The organism is Lachnotalea sp. AF33-28 (assembly GCF_003477885.1).
Lineage (GTDB): Bacteria > Bacillota > Clostridia > Lachnospirales > Lachnospiraceae > AF33-28.
Window position 1 is genome coordinate 1 of sequence record NZ_QUEE01000013.1, and the last position, 22961, is coordinate 22961.

Annotated in this window: 17 protein-coding genes and 1 pseudogene; 15 read left to right on the forward strand and 3 right to left on the reverse strand. The window is 45.3% G+C overall.

Annotated features, from left to right (window positions below; all coding sequences use genetic code 11):
* Positions 1-110: 110 nt before the first annotated feature.
* The 15 genes and pseudogenes from DWZ56_RS16495 to cas7c all read left to right on the forward strand — a co-directional run bounded on the left by DWZ56_RS16495 (position 111) and on the right by cas7c (position 20878).
* Positions 111-539: a UPF0158 family protein gene (locus DWZ56_RS16495; RefSeq protein ID WP_118557707.1), complete on the forward strand. Its 429-nt coding sequence runs from the start codon at positions 111-113 to the stop codon at positions 537-539.
* 510 nt (positions 540-1049) lie between these two features.
* Positions 1050-1925, forward strand: a complete 876-nt coding sequence (locus DWZ56_RS16505; protein WP_147369439.1) for a hypothetical protein — start codon at positions 1050-1052, stop codon at positions 1923-1925.
* Positions 1926-1990: 65 nt separating this feature from the next.
* A complete protein-coding gene (locus DWZ56_RS16510) occupies positions 1991-2584 on the forward strand; it encodes an HNH endonuclease (RefSeq protein WP_118557710.1) in 594 nt (197 codons plus the stop codon).
* Between the two features lie 142 nt (positions 2585-2726).
* Entirely contained in the window at positions 2727-3254 is a 528-nt protein-coding gene (locus tag DWZ56_RS16515) for an ABC transporter ATP-binding protein (RefSeq protein WP_199679617.1), read from the forward strand.
* A 19-nt stretch (positions 3255-3273) separates the two neighbouring features.
* Positions 3274-4956 (forward strand): ABC transporter ATP-binding protein, encoded by a 1683-nt coding sequence (locus DWZ56_RS16520; RefSeq protein WP_118557712.1) that lies wholly within the window; start codon positions 3274-3276, stop codon positions 4954-4956.
* A 176-nt stretch (positions 4957-5132) separates the two neighbouring features.
* Complete coding sequence (locus tag DWZ56_RS23215; RefSeq protein ID WP_243095330.1) at positions 5133-5963, forward strand: amidase family protein; 831 nt, start codon at positions 5133-5135, stop codon at positions 5961-5963.
* Positions 5964-6068: 105 nt separating this feature from the next.
* A complete protein-coding gene (locus tag DWZ56_RS23220) occupies positions 6069-6674 on the forward strand; it encodes a hypothetical protein (protein WP_243095331.1) in 606 nt (201 codons plus the stop codon).
* 143 nt (positions 6675-6817) lie between these two features.
* Complete coding sequence (locus DWZ56_RS16530; protein WP_147369440.1) at positions 6818-7960, forward strand: hypothetical protein; 1143 nt, start codon at positions 6818-6820, stop codon at positions 7958-7960.
* Positions 7961-8314: 354 nt separating this feature from the next.
* Positions 8315-11335, forward strand: coding sequence for a 3'-5' exonuclease (locus DWZ56_RS16535; RefSeq protein WP_118557822.1), 3021 nt, complete (start codon positions 8315-8317; stop codon positions 11333-11335).
* 33 nt (positions 11336-11368) lie between these two features.
* On the forward strand, positions 11369-11962 hold the full coding sequence (locus DWZ56_RS16540; RefSeq protein ID WP_118557714.1) for a class I SAM-dependent methyltransferase: 594 nt from the start codon (positions 11369-11371) through the stop codon (positions 11960-11962).
* Positions 11932-14093, forward strand: a pseudogene (locus tag DWZ56_RS16545) (DEAD/DEAH box helicase family protein); the annotation flags it as partial. The gene DWZ56_RS16540 and the pseudogene DWZ56_RS16545, both read left to right, overlap by 31 nt.
* Before the next feature lie 934 nt (positions 14094-15027).
* A complete protein-coding gene (gene cas3 / locus DWZ56_RS16555; protein WP_118557716.1) occupies positions 15028-17382 on the forward strand; it encodes a CRISPR-associated helicase Cas3' in 2355 nt (784 codons plus the stop codon).
* A gap of 38 nt (positions 17383-17420) precedes the next feature.
* Complete coding sequence (cas5c, locus tag DWZ56_RS16560) at positions 17421-18185, forward strand: type I-C CRISPR-associated protein Cas5c (RefSeq protein WP_118557717.1); 765 nt, start codon at positions 17421-17423, stop codon at positions 18183-18185.
* Complete coding sequence (gene cas8c / locus DWZ56_RS16565) at positions 18169-20019, forward strand: type I-C CRISPR-associated protein Cas8c/Csd1 (RefSeq protein ID WP_243095337.1); 1851 nt, start codon at positions 18169-18171, stop codon at positions 20017-20019. Before cas5c ends, cas8c begins: the two co-directional genes overlap by 17 nt.
* Entirely contained in the window at positions 20012-20878 is an 867-nt protein-coding gene (cas7c, locus tag DWZ56_RS16570) for a type I-C CRISPR-associated protein Cas7/Csd2 (RefSeq protein WP_118557719.1), read from the forward strand. The genes cas8c and cas7c overlap by 8 nt, the downstream gene beginning before the upstream one ends.
* Positions 20879-21119: 241 nt before the next feature.
* Here the strand turns inward: cas7c and DWZ56_RS16575 are convergent, their stop codons facing one another.
* The 3 genes from DWZ56_RS16575 to DWZ56_RS16585 all read right to left on the reverse strand — a co-directional run bounded on the left by DWZ56_RS16575 (position 21120) and on the right by DWZ56_RS16585 (position 22950).
* Complete coding sequence (locus DWZ56_RS16575; RefSeq protein WP_118557720.1) at positions 21120-21422, reverse strand: helix-turn-helix domain-containing protein; 303 nt, start codon at positions 21420-21422, stop codon at positions 21120-21122.
* Between the two features lie 290 nt (positions 21423-21712).
* On the reverse strand, positions 21713-22015 hold the full coding sequence (locus tag DWZ56_RS16580; protein WP_118557721.1) for a helix-turn-helix domain-containing protein: 303 nt from the start codon (positions 22013-22015) through the stop codon (positions 21713-21715).
* A gap of 575 nt (positions 22016-22590) precedes the next feature.
* Entirely contained in the window at positions 22591-22950 is a 360-nt protein-coding gene (locus DWZ56_RS16585) for a response regulator transcription factor (RefSeq protein ID WP_118557722.1), read from the reverse strand.
* Between the last annotated feature and the right edge of the window lie 11 nt (positions 22951-22961).

Sequence of the window (22961 nt, forward strand, 5' to 3'; positions counted from 1 at the left end):
TTATGAGGTATTTGGTGGCGAAACGCCAGCCACCCTAACATTTGGCGCTTACCTTATGAAAAATGAATTGAGGAAAAAACTATTTTGTAAATGTAGGAGTGGGGGAGTGTATGAAAATAAAATTAGAGGTTGTAATAGATGCAATTGAGATGGCGGACGATAACTATACCTATTTTCTTGATTTAGAAACGGGAGAAAGTGTTTTTTTGGCAGATGAGCTGATCACTGGTTTGGATAATGAGGGACTGGAAGAAGAAATTGAAGAAAATTATGGAACTCGTTATTTGAGATTTCCTACAAAGTTTGACATTAATGAGTATCATATCATGGAGGAATTCATTTGGACGTTAGAGGTTGAGAAGGCAAATAAACTGGAGTGTGCGATACAGGGACGGGGTGCTTTCAGAAGATTTAAGGATATGGTTAATCGAATGGGAATATTGCAGCAATGGTATAATTTTCAGGCTGAGTACTATAGGAAGCTTGCAATTGAGTGGTGTAAAGAGAACCGCTTGGAGTATATGGAGGCTGGAATATAATATCAGGACCGCTGGATAATTTAAAACTTGCAAAAGTATAAAGAGAAACAGGAGTGAGTGCAGTTTAGGTAAACTTGAAAAAATAGATGATCTCAGAAAAGTATGGCCCTATAAGGTACTGGATTTTACGCCATGGCTTGCAGCGGATGAAAATAGACTGGCTGATTGAAAATAAATATATACTCAAAACAAAAGGCCAGTACCCTGTTCTGCATCCGACATACAGCGGTATGCATTACAATGAAAAAATGACTTTGGATCAATTAAAACAGCTTAAGAGCTTTTTAATGCTTTGATACATATCTTAGCTGCCATACTGGAAAAGACTATGTCAGAATGATGAAAGGGACCCAGACAAATGAAGATTACGGAATTGAGAGAAATTATTAAGGAATATAATGAAGAGGATCTAGACTGCTGATTGCGGAGCTCTATAAGGCAATCCCCAAAGCCCTTCGGGAGGATAAAGAAATAGATGATTTAATAAGGGAGGCCAGGGTGCGGCTGCATGTGCCGAAAGCAGCAAGGGCACCTAAAAAAATCACGGATATCAATGAGCTGAAGCCAGTCATTGAAGATTTTCTGCGGAATGCATATGCACAAAATTATTTTGTACCTAACCGTGTGATACCCAAGCAGGAAAGGCCTAAGCGGAGGTTCCATGTAAGAGCGTATATCAAGGAGCTGCAGACAGTGTCCATGGAAGGAGAAGGCGGAAAGACTGCGGCGGAGCTTCTGGAAAAGCTTTATCTAATGCTGTGTTACGCATGCTGTTATTATATTTTTAGCACAGAGGATCCGTTTAGGTCTGTAGGGATTGACCAGTCAGAACTGCTTGATATTGTACTCAGGGCAAAATTTGCATATGGAATAGATCATGAGATGATAAAATCAGCCATAATGCTGGTTACAAACCCGGGCCTTGACAGGCAGACACTGTATCACTCTCTGATTGCTGTTTTGGTATTCTGCCTGAAAACGGCAGACTCTAAAGAAATTGCCATTCAAGAGGCTAAAAAACGGAAGGTGGAGCTTGCTTATGAAGCAGCCCAACAGGCTGGAAAGAAAAAGAACTATAATTTCTCAAATGATGATTACTGGCGAAAAGAAGAGGCAAATATTCTGGTTGAAATAGTGTTCTGTCTGTACATAAAGCTAGGAGATTACGATACAGCAATAGAATACTTCAAGAAAAATATTCAGGAATCTACCAAAGAAATAGAATTGTATGTTCTGCTGGAGAAGTTGTTTATATTTGATTTAAATGATTATTTTATCAGAGAATATGAAGCCGGGGTAAAGAAGGGGATTAAACCCAGAGAAAAGCTGCAGAAAGTTTATAAATATACAGTTGAAAATGGGGAGCTGCCACAGTACTTTTGGTGAGGTGAAGTGTGTTCTCTTTTGAAAGTAAGTCCGGAGTAGATAGAATCCTGCTGGAGGAGTTCAATATGGTTACAAGGAGTAGAATAGCCAGGTATTGGTTCGATAAAGGTATTAACAAAGATACATTCGAAGTTGTCCAAGTGACAAAAGACACAGACTTTGATAAAATCGAAATTGTTGTTTGGGACTGGGGAGAGCCGGAATGTTGGGCTTGTGGTAAACCGGTTAAAATAAATGAAGCAGAAAATTTGTCCATTAGTGCAATATGGAATTCATGCAAATTACAACGTTGCCACATCATAGCGAAACAATTTGGTGGAAGTTATGAACCTCCGAATCAGTTTTTACTTTGCCCAAAATGCCATAGGGATTCACCTGATACAATGAATCCCAAGAACTTTTATGCTTGGATACTACATAGAAGAAAGAATGGGGGCTATATCCAAGATATAGTTAAAGGGCTTGAAGAGGCTTGTATAATGAAGCATATGGATGATATTGTGCTATTTGAAGCAATTACTAAGCTTAAATTTGAGGATGAAGAATTTAGAACGCAGTTTATGAAAAAACTTAAAAATGTAAGCGGATTTCACGGTGCCAGCATCGCAGATTCAACGCTTTTTTTGAATATCATAGATATTATAAGTGAGAACATCTAGATAGTGCGTATGATTCGGAGCTTCTCAAAGAGCTGTTTACCCTAATCAATTATAGAAGTTATACCCACCCACCCCAGAGGAAATCATGTGGAAATCATACAAATGGATCCTATCAAAAATATGTAAATATTCTTCAGCAAGCATGTTCGGTGAAATACTCTGCATAGTACTGGCCGGCATACTGCAGCCGCTACTGACATTTGTCCTTCAGAATGTGATTGACGCGGTGAGCGGCTTAAGGTTTGCTCTGGCCTGTATGCTGGCAATTTTCTATGTGTTGGGACTGAACCTGCAGGGGCTGACCGCTTCCTTCAGAGCGTATATGAAAGCTTCTGTTCACAAAAATGTGGGAAACGGACTGCAGCAGGAAATTGTACAGAAGTTTTCGCGGATAGATTATTGGGTGTTTGAAGACCGGGAATGCAGGGATGTACTTCAGCAGATCGCCGTCAAGCCGTATGAACAGCTGCTAAACGTTTATGAACACTCACTGGATATGATAAGGAACGCATTCAGCTTTGCAGGACTTTTATGGCTTCTGTCACAGATGGGAGGTATCATCCCGATCAGTTTCGGGCTGCTCTCCGCATTAAACATGTATTACGTTTTGTCTGGTGATTCAAACTGTCGGGTTTTCCGGGCTCATAGCTCCGGTATATTACCTGGTTGAGGGCGTCACTCCGGGCATTATGACAATGCTCAGCGCAGGGTTGTTTGACAGCGCTTCCCTGTATATGAAAGGCGTGGGAGGTATCCATAGACTGTGGTTTTATTTCGCATGGATGGTAGCCGTTTATATCATAAAAGAAATTATGATGGTGACCGGCAGCATCGCCATTAATGCCAGCGTATATGAGCGCTGTCCGGCTAATTTAAAGCTGAAGCTGGCAGAGAAGTTAACGCGCCTTCCCCTGATCGATTATGAGCGGTCCGACATCTATGATATGTGCCAGAGGGCGAAAGAATGCGTAGCCAGAGATAAAATCAGTGCCGTATTCATGGTTTCTGCAGTGATTGGAGCAAATCTGCTGGGGGTGGCCACAACTTTAACGGTTGTCGCGTCCTATAATATATGGCTGCTGCCGATTTCACTGATAAGTGTGCTGCCCTTTTTGATCACTCAGAAACTTAGCAGCACTGCTTTTTATGCGATGAAAAAAGGGCATGCCCCGGTTGTGCGGCGTACCGGATATCTCTGGAAGATTCTGATGTCCGCTGACAGTGAAAAAGAGCTGCATATGAATGATGCCGCCGGATCTGTCCTGGGAGAGTGGAAATCACTCAATCAAACGGTACAGGAAGAAACATATCAGTATCAATGCAAAGCTGCAAGATATGTACTGATCAGCAGGCTGCTGCAGACACTGGGCACGGGAATCAGCATTATAATCACACTTGTTATGGTGATCCGTCAGCAGATTTCGATCGGGGAATTCGGTGCATGTATCGTGGCGTTCGGTGCGCTGCAGAGCAGTATGAGCGTTTTCTTTACAGAATTGGGCCGGATGGGAGAACATATGCTGTTTGCCGCGGATTTCTTCCGCTTTATGGATTTGCCGGAAGAGGCATCCTCTGTCATGCTAAAAAGTTTTCCGCAGAAGATAATTCTGAAAAACGTGTCATTTTCATATCCTGCGGCATCTGCAAAGGTGCTGTCAGATCTTAATCTGACCCTCTGTGAGGGGAAACATGTCGCTCTCGTCGGAGAGAATGGCTGCGGGAAGAGCACGCTGGTGAAACTGATCATGGGAGTTTATAAACCGGCAGAAGGTGAAATCCTTTTAGATTTTGGAGACAGCACGTATCGAAACGCAGATATCAGCAGGAATATTTCTGCTGTGCTGCAGGACTTTACGCATTATCACCTGACACTGCGGGAAAATGTGGCCGTATCTGATATCAGCCATATATCGGAGGATGAACGGATACTGGAGTGTCTGAAACGAATCGGTGCGCCGGAGGATGATCTGGATAAGAGGCTGGGAGCGCAGTTTGGCGGTTTGGAGTATTCAGGCGGTCAGTGGCAGAGAATCGCATTATCCAGAGGTATTTTCAGGGATCGGGAGCTCTTTATATTGGATGAGCCGACCAGCGCGCTGGATCCGATGGCGGAGACGGAAATTCTGCGGCTGTTTTTGAAAATAATGAAGGGCCGCACCGGCATCATTGTATCACACCGCATCGGCCTCTGCCGGTTTGTGGACGAAGTCGTTGTGATGAAGCATGGAAAGATTGCCGAAGTCGGTACCCATGAAGAACTGCTGGCGCAAAAGGGCGAGTACTTCAGGCTGTATGAAAAGCAAAGCAGATGGTATACCGCGTTGTCGTCAGTCAGCGATGCCACCGCATCGCCTTCCTCCTCCTCCTTGTAGAGTGACGAAATATTCAGCGCTGCTAGTCTAAACGTAAACGTGTCAGCACACTAGAAAATTTAAATATTATGACTTATCCTGATAAATAATGAAATATTGAGGGATATTATTATTTAAATATGAATCATCAAAAACCATTGGAATTTGAACGCTCAAACTTATAAACAGGAGAAATCATGAGTAAAACAAAAAAAATCGCTTTCATTGTATTCATAATTCTGGTTTTGCTGGCGCTGGCAGCCTTAGGTGTCGTTCTATACATTAAAAAGAACGCTCCGCCCGGTGAGGAATGGATCTCCTATCATAGCGGTGAAGTAACTGATACGATAGACAGGCAGCTGGAAGGATTGGACGCGGAAGAAATCGTGTGGGAAAAAGGATCCTATGTGATTGAAAAAAGCATACAGGAAATCCAGGAAGCTGTAAGAGCTGAAAAAATAAGCTATGAAGAACTCACAGCGATCTGCCTCTATAGGATTAAAACTTTCGATCAGTGTGAAAAGGGATATAATTCTGTCATATCAGTAAATCCGGATGCGATGGCAGAGGCAAGGCAAAAAGATGAAAACAGGAAGCAGAATCCGGAAATACCAAGTGATATATACGGTATTCCAGTTATGCTGAAGGACAATATCAACACGGCCGATATGCCGACCAGCGCCGGCGCGGAAGCATTTTCGGATTTTTATCCGTCTGCGGATGCCGGACTGGTTAAGGCGTTAAAAGACAACGGAGCGATCATTTTGGGCAAGAATAATTTATCCGAATTTGCTAATTATGTCTCCAATATCATGCCGTCCGGTTATAGCGGCAGTAAAGGACAGACGACGAACCCGTTTGGACCTTTGAAGATCTCTCCTTCCGGGTCCAGCAGCGGAAGCGCGGTCGCGGTGACGGCCAATTTAACACCGGTTTCTATTGGAACTGAAACAGACGGATCTATTGTAGCCCCGGCGGCGGCGAATTCAACTGTCGGCTTTAAACCGTCCAGAGGAAGTCTGCCGTAGGACGGAATATTTCCGCTCATTAAAAAGCTGGATACTCCCGGGCCGATTGCTAAATATGTGACCGATGCGGCGATCGCGTATAATGCTGTTTCCGGTGCGGGCATTTTGTTAAATTTCGATAAGGACGCGTTAAAGGACAGTACAATCGGCTTGCTAAGCTATGAATACAATGACGGACAATTGCTCTCTGATCTGAAGACCAGGCTGCAGTCTGCTGGCGCCGATGTGGTTGATGTGAAACTGGATACTGCCGGGATTTTTATATTTAACAGCATTTATCTGACATTTAAAGAGGATTTTAAAGAATATACACAGGCCTGGGGTTTCCCTGTTACCAGCCTTGAGAGCTTATTGGAATACAACAGGGAGGACCCCGAAAGGAGGATCAGGTACGGTCAGAACCTTCTGGAAGAAGCTGTGCAGGTATATACGGCTGATTGGAGTGAGATCGATATGCAAATTCAGAGAGCAGACGCGGTGTTAAAAAATGCGTTTGATGAATACCGGCTCGATGCGCTTGTCTTTCTAAACAGCAGCGGAACTGCGGCGCCGGCGGCCGCCGGATATCCTGAACTTACGATTCCGCTGGGCAGTGAAAAAGGGGGCGCTCCCCAGGGAGCAACCTTTGTCACCGGATACGGAGAAGACGAAAAACTGTTAAACCTGGGATACAGCTTCGAATATCATACCCAAGGGCGTCTGGCACCGTAAACGATGAGAGGAGAAGAGCCGGTCACAGAACCGGTTTGGGCCCGGCGGCGGAGCATATTTTGATTTGGTGCTTTTCCGCTGCAGGCTGTGACCACCGCTGCTTGGATGATATGGTTTTATCCGCCGTAAAAAGGAAATTTATTATGAGCGAAAATATCAACAAACTATTGATAACAGAAGAGGAACTGTCCGATTATATTATTGTTCCCTATAGAGGAAAATTCAAAGGATACATGTGGGCGGACATAAAATCGGATGATGAACCGGCGGATTTTGAAAAACCGGCCGACGCATGCGTCGAACTGGTCGATCCGATAACAAACGTCAGAAAAAGGGTTTCTGTTAATGTGGATCCGGAAGAAAAGCGGCTTTACATCGAAGAAAACAATTTCAACTGTTACTGGAAGAAAATGAAAAATGCGATTTTCCAGAGAAACAGGCTGCAGTCTTTCCTGGAAAAAACCGGGCTGCCCGCCTATGCGGATGCCGATGACCAAGTGGATCTGTCACTGTATGAAAACGGGAACAGGCAGGCGGTCATCCGGCATGACCGGATTACGATAATCGGGAAGCCGCTTGACGAAGCGGCCAGGATTCTGCAAAGCAAACGGGCCAGCGCTATGGATAATAAAAAACTTCGGTACGTGTTTTCGGCTTCGAACCGTTTTGTCCACGATAAGGCGTGCCCTTTGGTCAAAAACATTTCAGATACGGATTTCCGGGCATCGGAAGAGCTGCCGGAGGGCAGGACGTGCTGCCTGTTCTGTACGGACATGATGTATATCCGTAAGGGGTGTGGAGATGATTTCAAAAATTGCAGGCTGTATCAGCAGTTCTTCAGGCGCGGACATATAGATGAGAAGGAGCTTGGAAAGCTGATTAATGAGTATCAGGCGGATATACATATAGAGGATAAGGATACGCTGCGGATCAAATGCGGTGAGGATCAGTGGATGCTGTCACTGAAGCCGGACGGACAGGCGACGCTGATGCATAATAACTATATAATGATAAATGAAAAAGAACGCTATATCAGCGGAGGATTCCATGATCAAAATCTTCTGCCGGGCAGTTCTGCCGTAAGGGCGCTTCACTATCTGGAAGCCTATAAATGGGAAGGGCATCTGACAGCGATGGCGGCTAGGAAGCCGGAAGAGCAGGATATGAAGGCGGCGGAAACCATGATGGATCCTGGTACAGGTGCTGACAGGAGACGGAGCATCTGGACGAGGATTCGTTCTTGGTATGCTTCTGTAAAAGCCCGGTTATCATCGTATAAAAGATAATGACATGCAGTGTGTTTTGATAAACGGATTTGTTATCCGTAGCTGCCTGTATAGCGGGCGGTACTGATACCGGTTTATATAGTTATGATGTTAATTAAAAAAGCCGCTAGGACAAGTCCGAGCGGCTATTATATAATAATCAAATACCCTGATGGCTTCCATCAGGGTACACTCTATTATCCATTATACACATTTTCTAATTACAAGTCTACACTTTTTTTCTTTTTTTGTTAAGATGGTAATATGATAGGTTACTGTTCACGGCTGGCGGTAAAGCAGCGTATGGCGGGAAGTTTACGGCAACTGTGAACTGTTACTATGAAAAGTTATCAGAAAAAGGAAGGAAGACAGGCCATGAATCAGAAGGACCGGACAAACCAGACAAATCAGGCAAGCCGCATCCCGGGAGTCACCCTGGAAGATGAAACCAAAATGCTCTCAGATATTCTTGCCATTGCGGACGAGAATTTAAACCGGGCAAAAGCTTCCGTACAGAATCTGGCGGATGAACTGCATGAATTAAAGGAAGTATACGATGTGGAGGACAAGGAAGGGCTGGCGCTGTGGTTCAACACCGACGCCAGATTCCAGCAGGTACGGCAGGAGCTGCTTAGGATGGAACACAGCAGAAAGAAGCCCTACTTTGGCCGGATTGATTTCATCGATTCAAAGCTGTTAAAAGACGAATGCTACTATATTGGAAAAAGCGCTATTGCCAAAGGCACCGCGGACCCGGTGGTCATCGACTGGAGAGCGCCGATCGCATCGGTTTATTATGAAAAATCTCTCGGGACCTGCACCTATTATGTGAAGGGCGAAGAGGCATTTGAGATAGACCTCACCAGAAAGCGCACCTATGAGATAGAAAATGATGAACTGAAGGATTTTTACGATTCGGATGTGGTGGCGAATGACGAGCTGCTCACGAAATACCTTGCCAGGGACAAGAAAACGGTATTAAAGGATATCATCGCGACGATCCAGCAGGAACAAAATGAGATCATCCGCATGAAACCCCATTACAATATTATAATACAGGGCGGCGCCGGCTCGGGCAAGACGACCGTGGCCATGCACCGGATTTCCTATATCCTGTATAACTACGACCTGGAATTTAAGCCGAAGGATTTCTACATCATCGGAAGCAACCGGATGCTTTTAAACTATATCACGGGCATTCTGCCGGATCTGGATGTGTACGGCGTATCGCAGATGACGATGGAACAGCTTTTTACGCGGCTTTTGTATGAGGACTGGGATGACCGGAAGTATACCGTAAAAAAACTGAACCGGGAGGATAAAACGGCCTGCGTGAAAGGCAGCTTTTCCTGGTTTCATGACCTGGAGGATTTCTGTCGCCGCTATGAGTGGAATTATATTCCGCGGAAGGATGTGATCACGGAGAGAACGCACACTCTTCTGATGAGCCAAAGCGCAATCGAAGACCTGCTTCAGAGATTTGATTTCCTTTCGCTCATGGATAAACAGGATAAGCTGGCGGAGCACCTGATGGCAAAGGTAGAAAATGAAATCTACGGAAGGTACTATACCTACCCGCCGGAAGAGCAGAAGGCGCTCCTGAAATATTACCAGACGTATTTTGGAAAACGCGAATGGAAGGGCTCTATCTTTGAGCTGTACGATGATTTCCTCCGGGAACAGAATGAGAAGGGACATCCGGTGGCGCTGCCCGGAACTCAATTTGATCTCTACGATTTGGCGGCCCTGGCTTATTTGTACAAACGAATCAAAGAAACAGAAGTGATCCAGGAGGCAAGCCATGTGATTGTTGACGAGGCGCAGGATTTCGGCATGATGGCTTACGGAGCGCTGAAATACTGCTTAAGCAAATGCACCTATACCATCATGGGCGATGTGTCGCAGAACATCTATTTCGATTACGGACTCACCGACTGGGAGGAACTAAGGGGCCTTATGCTGCCCGGAAGACTTGACTATTTCGGCCTGCTGAGAAAAAGTTACCGCAACACGGTGGAAATTTCTAATTTTGCGACCAATATCCTGCAGCATGGCAATTTCCCGATCTATCCGGTGGAGCCGATCATCCGCCATGGGAAGGAGGTACGGACGGTACCGTGCGAGAATGAACGGCACCTGGTCAGGGAGACCACCGGCATCCTTTTGCAATGGCAGAAGGAATATGATACAATTGCAGTAATCTGCAGGGATGAAGAGGATGTGGCAGGATTATCGGAAAAGCTGCGGGGAAAAGTGGAGCTTCGTGAATTCGACACGGAAACCGAGGAATTTGGAAGCGGTGTAATGATCCTTCCGATAGAATATGCTAAAGGGCTGGAATTTGATGCGGTTCTCATCTACAACGCCAACGATCGGAACTATCCGGCGGAGGACGGATTTGTGAGGCTTTTATACGTGGCCGCCACCAGAGCGCTTCATGAGCTGGCAGTGCCTTATTTCGGAAAGCTGACTGATCTGATCGCGGCCCCGGTATCGGAAGAGAAAAAACAGAAATATATGGTGGTGCCGGAGAAGAAAACAGCCAGGATGCAGGAGGAGCGGCCTAAGACCAATAAGGAAAAGGAAATGGAACGGCTGGAGGAAGCCAGACTTGAGCGGGAGCTGCGGGAACGGATCGGACCTAAGAAGATCATCGTTTCGAATGCTAAGAACGGAAAGACACCGGTGAATCAGCAGAGCGCAGGCGGCGCCCCGGAAATCTCCGAATTCGGCAGCATGCCGTCAAACGCCAGCTTAAAGCCTTTAGGCCATTCCAATTTCAATCTGTCCATTCGATGGATGTCCAACAACAAACACTACCTTGAACTGACCAGTGCTTACGGCGTGCTTCGGATCACTCCGATTTCAGCGGATACCGTCCGTATCAGCTTTGCGCAGGGGCCGCTGGGGAAACTGCCGGATGTTCCCGCGGAGCTTGTATCTTCTGTACGGCCGGCATGGAACTGCAGGCAGGTTAAAGGCAAAGTGGAGATTGCATTTGGAAGGCTGATCCTGCGTGTGGATAAAAAGACAGGCAGCATCTCATTCTTTACGGATAAGGAAACCCTTCTTCTAAGTGAGGGCGCACAGCTGCCAAGGCAGATTGTGAACACACCCCAGAACCGGACATGGAGCTATTTTGACTGGACGAAAAAAGAAGGTTTAAAGGCTAGGGGGACATATGACCGGCAGCTGCTTGATTTGAAATCCACGGCAAAATACATTTCCTTCGGCGCGGAATCGGACAGACCTGCCTGTGTCATATCGGATCGCGGATATCAGATACTGATTCCGGCCGGCCGGCGGGTGATGTGCTGTACGATACCGGTGTACGGTTCCTATATATATACGGAAGGGGAAGCGCAGACCGACTATTTCTTCAGAACGACAGTATAAGAGAAGCAATTAAAACCCACAAAGGAGCTTAAGATGGATAATCATTTAACGCTGGACTATTATAACAGACACGCGGAACGCTTCACCGCCGATACGGGAACCGTCAATTTTATGGAGATGCAGAATAAATTCCTGAACAAGCTGCCCGAACATCCCTTCATATTGGATTTTGGCTGCGGGTCCGGGCGTGACACAAAATATTTTCTGGAACACGGATGCCGCGTCACAGCAATCGACGGATCGGAAGAACTGTGCAGGATCGCCGGAGAGTTTACCGGAATCCGCGTGAAACATATGTACTTCCAGGACTTATCGGATCTTGAGCTATATGACGGCATTTGGGCATGCGCATCCATACTGCACGTGTCATCGGATGAAATGGCTTCTGTATTGGAGAAGATGCGGGCGGCTCTGAAGCCGGAAGGGATTCTCTACGTGTCCTATAAATACGGGACATTTGAAGGCGAACGAAACGGGCGCTATTTCACGGATATGACGGAAGAGCGTTTTGAGAAGCTGCTGGATACTGTGGAAGGCCTGACATTGGAAGAACAGTTTATAACCTCCGATGTGAGGCCCGGGAGAGGTGAAGAAAAATGGCTGAATCTGATAGTGCGGAAGAATTAGGACAGGCTGTATGGCAGATTGAACCCACCGATGTGATGACCGGGGACAAAAACAGAAAGAAATTCCTGTATTACCAGATGAAATTAAGCATCCTGAAGGCGAAACGGATTGATATCATCGTATCTTTTTTAATGGAATCCGGTGTACGCATGATATTAAACGATTTAAAGTCTGCGCTTGAGCATGGGACACAGATTCGTCTGCTGACTGGTAATTACCTGGGGATCACGCAGCCGTCAGCGCTGTATCTGTTAAAAAATGAATTGGGCGGCCGGGTGGATCTGCGGTTCTATAATGAGAAGGGACGTTCGTTTCATCCGAAATCCTATATTTTTCATTATGAGGATTACAGCGACATCTATATCGGATCTTCCAATATATCAAGAAGCGCGCTGACCTCAGGCATAGAGTGGAATTACAGGGCAAGACCTATTTGGCCGCGTTTGATTCGGCAGCATATGAACGGGTGCTGTTTGTAGCGCACCGGGAAGAAATACTTAGACAGGCCGCGGCCTCCTTTAGAAACGTCAGGAACTCCGATGATTATGGCTTTTTTTACGGAAAAAACAAGGATAAAGATGCCTCCGTTATTTTTGCTTCTGTTTTTACTCTGGGGAGAGAAGAGTATCTGAAAAGGGAGTATTTCGCGCCTGACTATTTTGATTATATTGTGATCGATGAATTCCACCATGCCGTCAGCGATCAGTATCGCAGAATCGTAAAGTATTTCAAACCGAAATTCCTGCTGGGGCTGACGGCCACGCCGGACCGAATGGATGGGCGGGACATCTACGAGATCTGTGACTATAATGTTCCGTATGAGCTGTCATTAAAGGATGCGATCAGTAAGGGCATGCTGGTCCCGTTCCATTATTACGGGGTTTATGACGGGACCGATTATTCCTCCCTGCATTTGGTGAAAGGAAATTATCTGAAAAAGGATCTGAATGCTCTGTACAGGGACAACGCATACAGATATGACCTGATCTATAAGTACTATAAAAAGTATCCCTCCAGACGTGCGCTGGGGTTCTGCTGTTCAAGGATGCATGCAGAAAATATGGCAAAAGCGTTCTGTGAACGGGGGATACCGTCCGCGGCAGTATACAGCAATTCAGGGGGACCGTACCGGTTAAGCAGGGAATGCGCGGTTGAGAAACTGTTGAAGGGAGAGATCCGTGTTATATTTTCGGTGGATATGTTCAACGAAGGCCTGGATATTGCCAGCCTGGACATGGTCATGTTTCTCCGGCCGACGGAATCGCCCGTGGTTTTCCTGCAGCAGCTCGGCCGCGGCTTAAGAAGATGCAAAGGCAAAGAATATCTCAATGTGCTCGACTTTATTGGCAATTATGAGAAGGCAGGCCGTGTGCCGCTACTGCTTAGCGGCTGCGGCGCGGCGTGCGGCGCCCGGATCTTAGATGAGATGCCGGACTATCCGGATGACTGTATAGTGGACTTTGAGATGCGGCTGATCGATCTGTTTCAGGAAATGGAGATGAGAGGCCTTACAGTCCGCGAGAAAATACGTCAGGAATACTTCCGCATTAAGGAGGAACTGAATGGGAAGGTACCGACACGCATGGAATTGTTTACATATATGGAGGATGACATATATCAGCTCTGTATGAAGCATGCGAAGGAAAATCCGTTCAGAGGATATTTGGAGTATCTGCATGAGCTTGGGGATTTATCGTTCTTTGAGCAGGAACTGTATGAAAGCATGGGCAGAGAATTTATAAAGTTCCTGGAAACAACAGAGATGCAGAAGGTATATAAGATGCCTGTCCTTTACAGCATTTATAATGAGGGCCGCATCAGGATGGCGGTTACGGATGCGGAGGTATTGAGTGCCTGGAAAAATTTCTTTTCCACTGGGCTTAACTGGAAAGATCTTGGCAGCGATATATCCATTGATCAGTACCGGAAAATAACGGATGCACAGCATTTAAGCAATGTGAAGAGAAATCCGGTAAACTTCTTAAAGGCATCCGGCAAGGGTTTTTTTGTGGATCGGGAAGGATATGTGATCGCGCTGCGGGATGAGCTTGGCGGTATCATAGAGAATGAAGCATTCAAATCACATATGAAGGATATCCTGGAATACCGCACGATGGAATATTACCGGAGGGGAGATACCAGGGAGACGGACAGTCAGTCCGGAAAACGGAAGGTTAAGTTATGGCAAAAGGAGGTGCAGTCAGTCAAAAGCTCCGACGCCAGCGAGTGTATTGTCATAAGCAACGAACGCATCAACGTGATTGTCAATAAAGCAGCGCGCTCTTAAATCATACGGGGATGCTTTGAATACCATTCATCTTGGATACAAACAGACACCTCTTGTTTAATCGGGCTTATCCCATTACAAAGGAGCTGTGGCTAATAAACATAGCCACAGCTCCTTTTAGTAAATTTCAAGAATCTTTTTAATTTTCAATCCACGAATTCATATAGTAGAACTCGACATCAACACTATAACAAAAATAGTATCTGAGATCAATCCCTAATATTATTCATGGTTGACAAATAGTGGACTATCTGCTAACATGTAAGTATAAAGAATATATACTATAAAGATCAACAATCTATTTAAGAAAATAGAATGAAAGAGACAACCTAACGCCCGCTTAATCTGCAAATTAAACAGGCGTCGAATCGAAAGTATTTAGTTCTCAGGCCAAAAACGATCGATAATAAAATTTTATCTGTTTTTATGCGTTTCGTCAAATACTTTCGTAAAATTTATTTGGAAGGAGATGAACACTGAGTAACTGGCATGTGTCTTTCATTTTTATATATACATTAAAATGAAGAGGAGCATAAACATGATAAAAAATTATTACCTGAATTTAGATACGAGCAAAAATCCGAACGGAAACTATGAAGTACATACATCTCAATGCTATTATTGCCCTACAATAAACAAAGTATATCTGGGGGCATATGATAATGGTATACAGGCAGTAGCGGAAGCGAAAAGACGCGGATACTACAAAGCGGATGGCTGCTGCTATTGCTGTCCGGAAGCTCATAGAGAGTGATTAAGAAAGCTGGGAGATGAATATATGATAGCCCATATTCGTGAGCGCGACCAAAAAAAGCAGCCTGTAATCAACCATCTGATACATACAGCCAATAATGCAAGAGTTCTGGCTGCGTCTCTCAATATGGGCAATCTCGCATATCTGACAGGCTTTTTTCACGATCTTGGAAAATGGCGGCTGCGTTTTAAAGAATATCTTGAGGCGGCAGTCCTTCATCCTGACAGTGTCCGCAGAGGAGAGGTAAACCATAGTTCAGCCGGAGCGATTTATGTCTATCAAAGATATTATCACGGCGATAGGCTGCATCGTTTGACAGCACAGTTAATTTCCGTTGCAATTTTATCCCATCACGGTTTAAACGACTGTATGGATCTGAATGGTACCGATCATTTTCATCGGCGGGTAGAGTCATTGGAAGGGTTGGATTATGATGAGGTCATGGAGCATTTTAAAGCTTCTGAAACAAATGAAGAGGAATTCGATGAATATTTTGAAAAAGCGGTATTTGAAGTCCAGTGTTTTATGAAAATGATTGAAAAAAATAAGCAAAGCCGCAGTTTTTCAATATCCATACTGGAACGAATGCTTCTTTCAATTGTAGTCGAAGCGGACAGGCAGGATGCTGCATCCTTTGAGGAAGAGGAGGAGCCGGAAAACAAAGAAGTTAATAAAAATGCACCCCAGTGGTCACTGCTGTGCAGAAATCTGGAACTATCCCTGGAAAGTCAACCGCGCGGAGATAATATTTCTGCTTTAAGAAAACAAGTTGCGGACGAATGCCTCAAATTTGCGGAATGCAAGACGGGCATTTATCGTTTATCGGTCCCTACCGGTGGAGCGAAAACGTTGAGCAGCATGCGTTTCGCGTTACACCATGCATTAAAGGGCAGGAAAAAGCATGTTTTTTATTTCGCACCGTATTTGAGTATACTTGAGCAAAACAGTGAGGTTTTCCGCGATGTGCTGGGACAAGCTTTTATCTTAGAGCACCATTCCAATATAGTGATAGATAATACAAACGAAGAAGCAAAGGCAGAGTACAACCGTTATAAACAGCTGACTTCGAACTGGGACAGTCCGGTTGTCACCAGTACCTTTGTGCAGTTTTTAAACACTTTGTTTTCAGACAGCATGCAGTCGGTGCGGAGATTTAACAGCTTAGCTGATTCTGTAATTATTGTGGATGAGATTCAATCGCTGCCGATTCAAATGATCTACATGTTCAATCTTGCCATGAATTATCTTTCTTTGGTCTGTAATAGCACAATTATTTTATGTTCTGCTACTCAGCCTGTATTGGATCAGGTGAGCTGCCCCATATGTATGGGGCAGCCGGCCGATATAATTGCCGATCGGGAAGGCTTATACCGTCAGCTTAAACGCGTGAGAATTGAAGTCACCAGAGGAACCTTTGATACTCAGCGCCTTAAACAGTTTGTGGTAGACCGTATGAAAGAAAAACAGAATCTGCTGCTGATATTAAATACCAAGGCGGCTGCCAGGGAAATGTTCCTTTCTTTACAGGAACATTATCGCAGAACGGATGAATCCGTACTGCTGATTCACTTAAGCACATATATGTGTGCCCGGCATCGGATGGATTATATTCGAAAGCTTATGAAGCTGCTGGGCAACAGGAAAATAATCTGTGTCAGCACTTCACTGATTGAAGCCGGAGTGGATTTATCCTTTGAATGTGTGATCCGCTCATTTGCGGGGATGGACAGCATTGCCCAGGCAGCAGGGAGATGTAACCGAAATTGGGAATGGTATGAAGGAGTAGTATATCTGATACGGTATAAAGAAGAACGCCTGGGGAAACTTGAGCAGATAGTGAAAGGCGCTCAGTGCAGTGAATTTCTGGTAGATGAATTTGAAAGATATCCCGAACGTTATGACAACGATTTGCTGTCTGTTCAGGCGCTTCGGTCATATTATGAAAGATATTATTATGATATGTCACAAAGACGTTTGATGTCTTATCCTGTTGATCGGGCAGGAGCTAGTCTTCTTGATATGTTAGAACAAAACCGCTGCGGAAGAATTGCCGCCAAGGATGCCGGGAAAACACCGGATCTGGAAATGTTTCAGGCATTTAAAACAGCCGGACAACATTTTCAGGTAATCAATGATAATACAGTGAGTGTAATCGTACCCTATAAAGAAGGAAAGAAGATCATAACACAGTTAGCGGACGAAACAGACAAAAAGAAAATAAAGAATACTCTCAAAAAAGCGCAGCAGGCTACCGTAAATATTTTTCCGGAGATGCTTAAGCAGCTGAAAAGCAAAGAATCAATAGAATTTTTGAAAAATGCGGGAGTATGGGTATTAAAGGAGGTGGCTTACGATGAGCAGATGGGTATTGTCTTGTAGAATAAGTTATTCAGTGACCTGAAAATGAGGAGTATGTTATGGAAAAAGAAAACCGTATTGAGTTTAAAGTATATGGCCGGCGGGCGATGTTTTCGGATCCGATTACAAAGAGCGGAGGGGAAAAGCTTTCTTACCAGATTCCAACATATCAGGCGCTCAAGGGCATTGTGGAAAGCATCTATTGGAAGCCTACTCTGATCTGGTATATTGACCGTGTGAGAGTTATGAAGCCGATACAGACGGAATCGCAGGGAATCCGGCCGATTGAATACAGTGGAGGGAATACTCTTTCACTGTATACATATTTAAAAGATGTGGAATATCATGTGCAGGCGCATTTTGAGTGGAATGAAGGACGGCCGGATTTGGCACAGGACCGAAATGAGAACAAACATTTTTTTATAGCAAAGCGAATGTTGGAACGCGGCGGCAGGAGAGATATTTTTCTTGGGACCAGGGAGTGCCAGGGCTATGTGGAACCGTGTAGATTTTCGGAAGGCGAAAGCGTTTATGATACGACAGAGGAATTAGCTTTTGGCTTTTTATTTCACGGGTTTACTTATCCGGATGAGGCTGTAAGAGAAGAAGAGCAAAATAAGCTGACAGCCAGATTCTGGAGACCGGTGATGAAACATGGAGTGATTGATTTTATACGGCCGGAAGATTGCTCGGTTCGACGTGTTCTAAGGGACATGGATGTGAAAACATTTGATGAAAAGAATTTTCAGGGGCTGAACGAATTTACAGCGGAATATTTTAATGAGGAGGTGGGGCGATTTGGGATGGATGCAGGCTCTTTATGATACTTATGAAAAATCCGCACACCTTGTGGGGATCGAAGATGAAACCGGATGTATCCTTTTGCCGATTGCTCATTCAACTCAAAATGCACAGATAGAAGTCGCGGTGAATCTGGATGGAGAATTTAAGAGCGCCTGCCGGGTGGAAAAGGCACAGGCTGTAACACTGATTCCTGTTACGGAAGCCTCCGGAAGCCGGTCCAGCGACATTGCGCCTCATCCGCTGTGCGATAAACTCTGCTATGTGGCGGGAGATTTTGCGCAATACGTCAATCGTAAAAAAGCAAAAGATTATTATCAGGCCTATATTACCCAGATGGAGGAATGGCACAGGGCGGGCTGTCATGAATTTGTAGAGGCCATTTACAGGTATCTGGCGAAAGCTGTATTGATTCGGGATTTAATTTCAGCAAAAGTCCTGACGCTGGACGGGCAGGGCATGCTGAACGACAAAGAAAAGATAGAAGGCATTGCACAGGCAGATGTATTTGTCCGGTTTTGTATTCGGGATGAGCGAGTGAAGGGGCTGGGGCAGGTTTGGAAGGAGCGCGGGGTCTATAACGATTATATTCGGTATTATCTAAGTACACAAGGAGACTTGGACCTGGATTATGTTACGGGAGAATACTGCATTTGTTCAGAGAAGCAGCCGTCAAAGATTCGTAACTCGGCCGATAAAGCTAAGCTGATTTCTGCAAATGACAGCAGCGGTTTCACTTACCGGGGAAGATTCAGGGAGCGCAGAGAGGCAAATTCTATCGGCTATGCTTCGTCTCAAAAAGCACATAACGCATTGAAATGGCTGATTGAGCGCCAGGCATTCCGGCGTTTTGGGCTATGTGTGGTTGTGTGGAATCCAGAAAATCGGGGTCTGCCAGATTGGGACAAGGATACATATGACCTGTTTTATGAGGATGAAGAGTATGCTCAGGCGGATGTCGCAAAGGCTTATGCGGATCGAGTGAATGATGCTTTAGCCGGCCGGCACGCTGATATTGATACGGATAATACGGATATCGTAGTTCTCTCTTTGGATGCCGCAACGCCAGGCCGGCTGGCGGTCACGTATTATCAGCAGATAAGCGGTTCGGAATTCCTGCGGAATCTGAAATACTGGCATACAAGCTGTGCATGGAATATGAGCTATAAAAAAGGAAAAGGAACGGTGCTGATGGCTCCTGCTCCGGAGGATATCGCTCTTGCCGCATACGGTACAGAGAGAAATGGAATGCTGAACATAGATGACAGGCTGATGAAAGATACTTTAAAACGGTTAATGCCATGTATACTGGGCAAGCACCGCCTCCCGGCCGATCTCGTGCGTTCAGCAGTGGAAAATGCATCAAGACCGCAGGCCTTCAGCAGTTACAATTACAGAAAAGTGCTGGAAATTGCCTGTGCATTAATACATAAGAGATATGCGGATGAAAAAAAGGAGGACTGGGAAATAATGAGCCTTGATCGAAATTGGGATAATCGAGATTATCTGTATGGCCGATTGCTTGCGGTGGCACATAAGGTGGAATACGATACTTTTTCAGAAAGCGAGCGGGGAAAAAGGGAGACAAATGTCATTCGGTTTATGAGCCACATGGTAAAATATCCGAGTAATACATGGAAGATGCTGGGACTGAAGCTGCTTCCGTATTTGGGAAAACTTCACCAGGGCATGCAAGTCCGTTATGAAAAGGAAATGCAGTCGATCTATGATTTGTTCCTGCCGGATCAGTTTAACACACAGGCTCCGCTTGGTGAGGAGTATCTGCTGGGATATTACTGCGAACTTAGCTATCTTTGGAAGAACATGAAGGATGAGGAGGAAGATGAGAATGAGTAAATTTACAAACAAAATAGATTTTGCAGTATTGATTACAGTTAAGAATGCAAACCCTAATGGCGATCCGCTGAACGGAAACCGTCCGCGTGAGGATTATGAAGGTTTCGGTGAAATTTCAGATGTCTGTATAAAGCGAAAGATCAGAAACCGTCTTCAGGATATGGGAGAAGAGATATTTGTCCAGTCAGAAGGGCGTTATACGGATGGGTACAGGAGTCTTAGCGAACGCGCGAAAAACTGTCCTGAATTATCAGCGGCGCTGAAAGAGAAGGACAGTGAAGCCTATGCGAAAGCAGCCTGCGAAAAATGGATTGATGTGCGAAGCTTCGGACAGGTATTCGCATTTAAAGAAAAAGACGGAGGCGTATCGGTCGGTGTCAGAGGGCCGGTTTCCATACACCCTGCCATAAGTGTATCTCCCATTGAGATAATGGATTTGCAGATAACAAAAAGTACAAACAGCGAACCTTCCAAAGATGGGAAAAGAACTTCTGATACAATGGGTATGAAGCACCGCGTGGAATTTGGCCTTTATCTGCTGCGGGGGAGCATTAATCACCAGCTGGCGGATAAAACCGGTTTTTCAGATGAAGATGCCGAGAAAATCAAAGAGGCATTGCGGACATTATTTGAGAATGACTGCTCTTCGGCACGTCCGGATGGCAGTATGGAAGTTAAAAAGGTGTACTGGTGGAAGCACAATTGTCCGATGGGACAATATTCATCGGCTAAGGTACACCGTACGCTAAAGGTAGCGGCAAAAGAAAATACGGAACGTATTCCAGGCTGCTATGAAGATTATGAGATAACTTTAGAGAACCTGCCGGGTCTGGAGCCGGAAGTTTATGACGGTATATAAAATACTGACTGTTTTTTGAACTGAAAATAGATATGTCTCAGCATTGTGGAGCGCCCGAATATCTGCGTTTATACTGCAGATATTCGGATACTTTGTTTTTGTACAGTCATACGGCCTATCACTGTACGCCCTTCATCTCTGATTAAATTCCGAAACTGCAAGGGCGCACTCCCTTCATATTTAGAAAGGACGAATAAAAATAACCCGCCGAATGAGATCACACAAACCGCTACAAGCCGGACTAAAGGCTTTCCAGGAAAAAAAGCATTGATTCCCTCTGCCTAGGCGTCAGCCTTTCCCATCCGTTCAGTAGCCGTCTCTGTTCGCTGGTGAGGGAGACAGATTCATCGTTCTCATCAAAGAAACGGGACATGGTAATGCCCAGGCCTCTGCAGATCTTCTCAAGAGACCCGATGGATGGCAGCATGTCCTTTCGATACCAGGAGGATATGGTGGACTGAGGGAGTTCGGCTGCTTCAGCCAGCTGATATTCACTCCAGCCGCGCTCGGTGCGCAGCTGGATTATACGCTTTAACACATTCATTTACTCCGTCTCCTTTTACTACGACTTTTAAGACTATAATAGTGGCAGAAGTCGTTATAAATGAATAAATATTATCGTATAAATAATTACGATTATAATTTTCTCTTTTTAGACCACGGCATGACGGCCAGAAATGGGACGGCGTATTTAGTAAATTGCTGTTCTAAACAAAATGGCGGAATCTACTGTGTACCGGACCTGTGACGGGGCGGTCTTAGAGAAACTCACTGAGATTTCAGAGCCGGCTGACTTTCCGACATAGAGGTCAGTTCGGACGGGGTGCAATCCGTTCACAGGCTCTCCAAAAATACCAGCAGCGATTCTCTCTGTCCGGGAGTCAGCCGTTCCCAGCCGCGAAGCAGCCGTCTCTGGTCATCGGTGAGTGAGCCGGACCCATTTGAATCATCAAAAAACTGTGACATGGTAATGCCCAGCCCTTTGCAGATTTTTTCGAGAGATCCGATGGAGGGGAGCATGTCCTTTCTATACCAGGAAGAGATGGTGGATTGCGAGATTTCAGACGCTTCAGCAAGCTGATATTCGCTCCAGCCGCGGTCAACGCGCAGTTCATAGATGCGTTTTAATATATCCATTTTAACGGTCTCCTTATACTACGACTTTTAAAGCTATCATAGTGGAATAAGTCGTAACAAAAGAATGATGAATATCGTATTTTATTTTACGATAAAGCATGAAAACGTGATAAGAAACCGAATACAGAGCCGGCTGATCTGCGGCAGAACAGGAAAAAACGCATGGTGAGAAGAGCCATGCGTTCGAGAAAGAAAATTTACAGAAAAGAGTTTAACAGCTCGCCTCCAGAAATGTAAAAGCAGGCGGCCTGGAGAACAGGAATATGCCATTGCCTAAAACGCACCCGAGATAAAGGATATGGAATATACAGGATTATTCCGTATCTGTCAAAGGTAGATATTGCAAGGAACGTACTACATTCCGCCGGGCTTGCGGTGATTCTGTACAGCATTTATTTTATGAGCACCTATTCGGAAAGCAAAAAGATCCTGAGGTTAAAAATAAAATATATCCGGTGTTTCGCCCCCAGCCGGATAAAGAGCCGCTAAGGCAGCAGATGAATATCTGTGTCTTGGCGGCTCCTGTTTTTTTGTAAATCCCGGGTGTCTATAGCCTGTCATACATTGGGTGCCGTTCATGCGGTGATCTCCCGGACCGCTTCCAGAAATACAGCCCTGTCCACCGGGCGGGTGATCCAATGAGGAACTCCCTTATAAGCGGCTGTTCCCCCGCCTTCGTTCCGATACGATGCCGGCGCGATGAACAGTGTGATGCCGGCCAAAGGGCCGGAGACCACTTTCTTCATTTCGGCCAGATCGTTGTCAGGGAGTTCCGCATCAATCACGATCAGCTTGGGATTTAGCCTGTATACCAGGGAGAATCCCTGCATGCAGGTCTTGACGGAATAGATATGAGAGTATTCCGCCTCCTTCAAGAGCTCCGTTACCTGGCTGCAGAGCGCCGCATTGTCTGAAATAATTAAAATGTTGCGCATAGCATCAACCC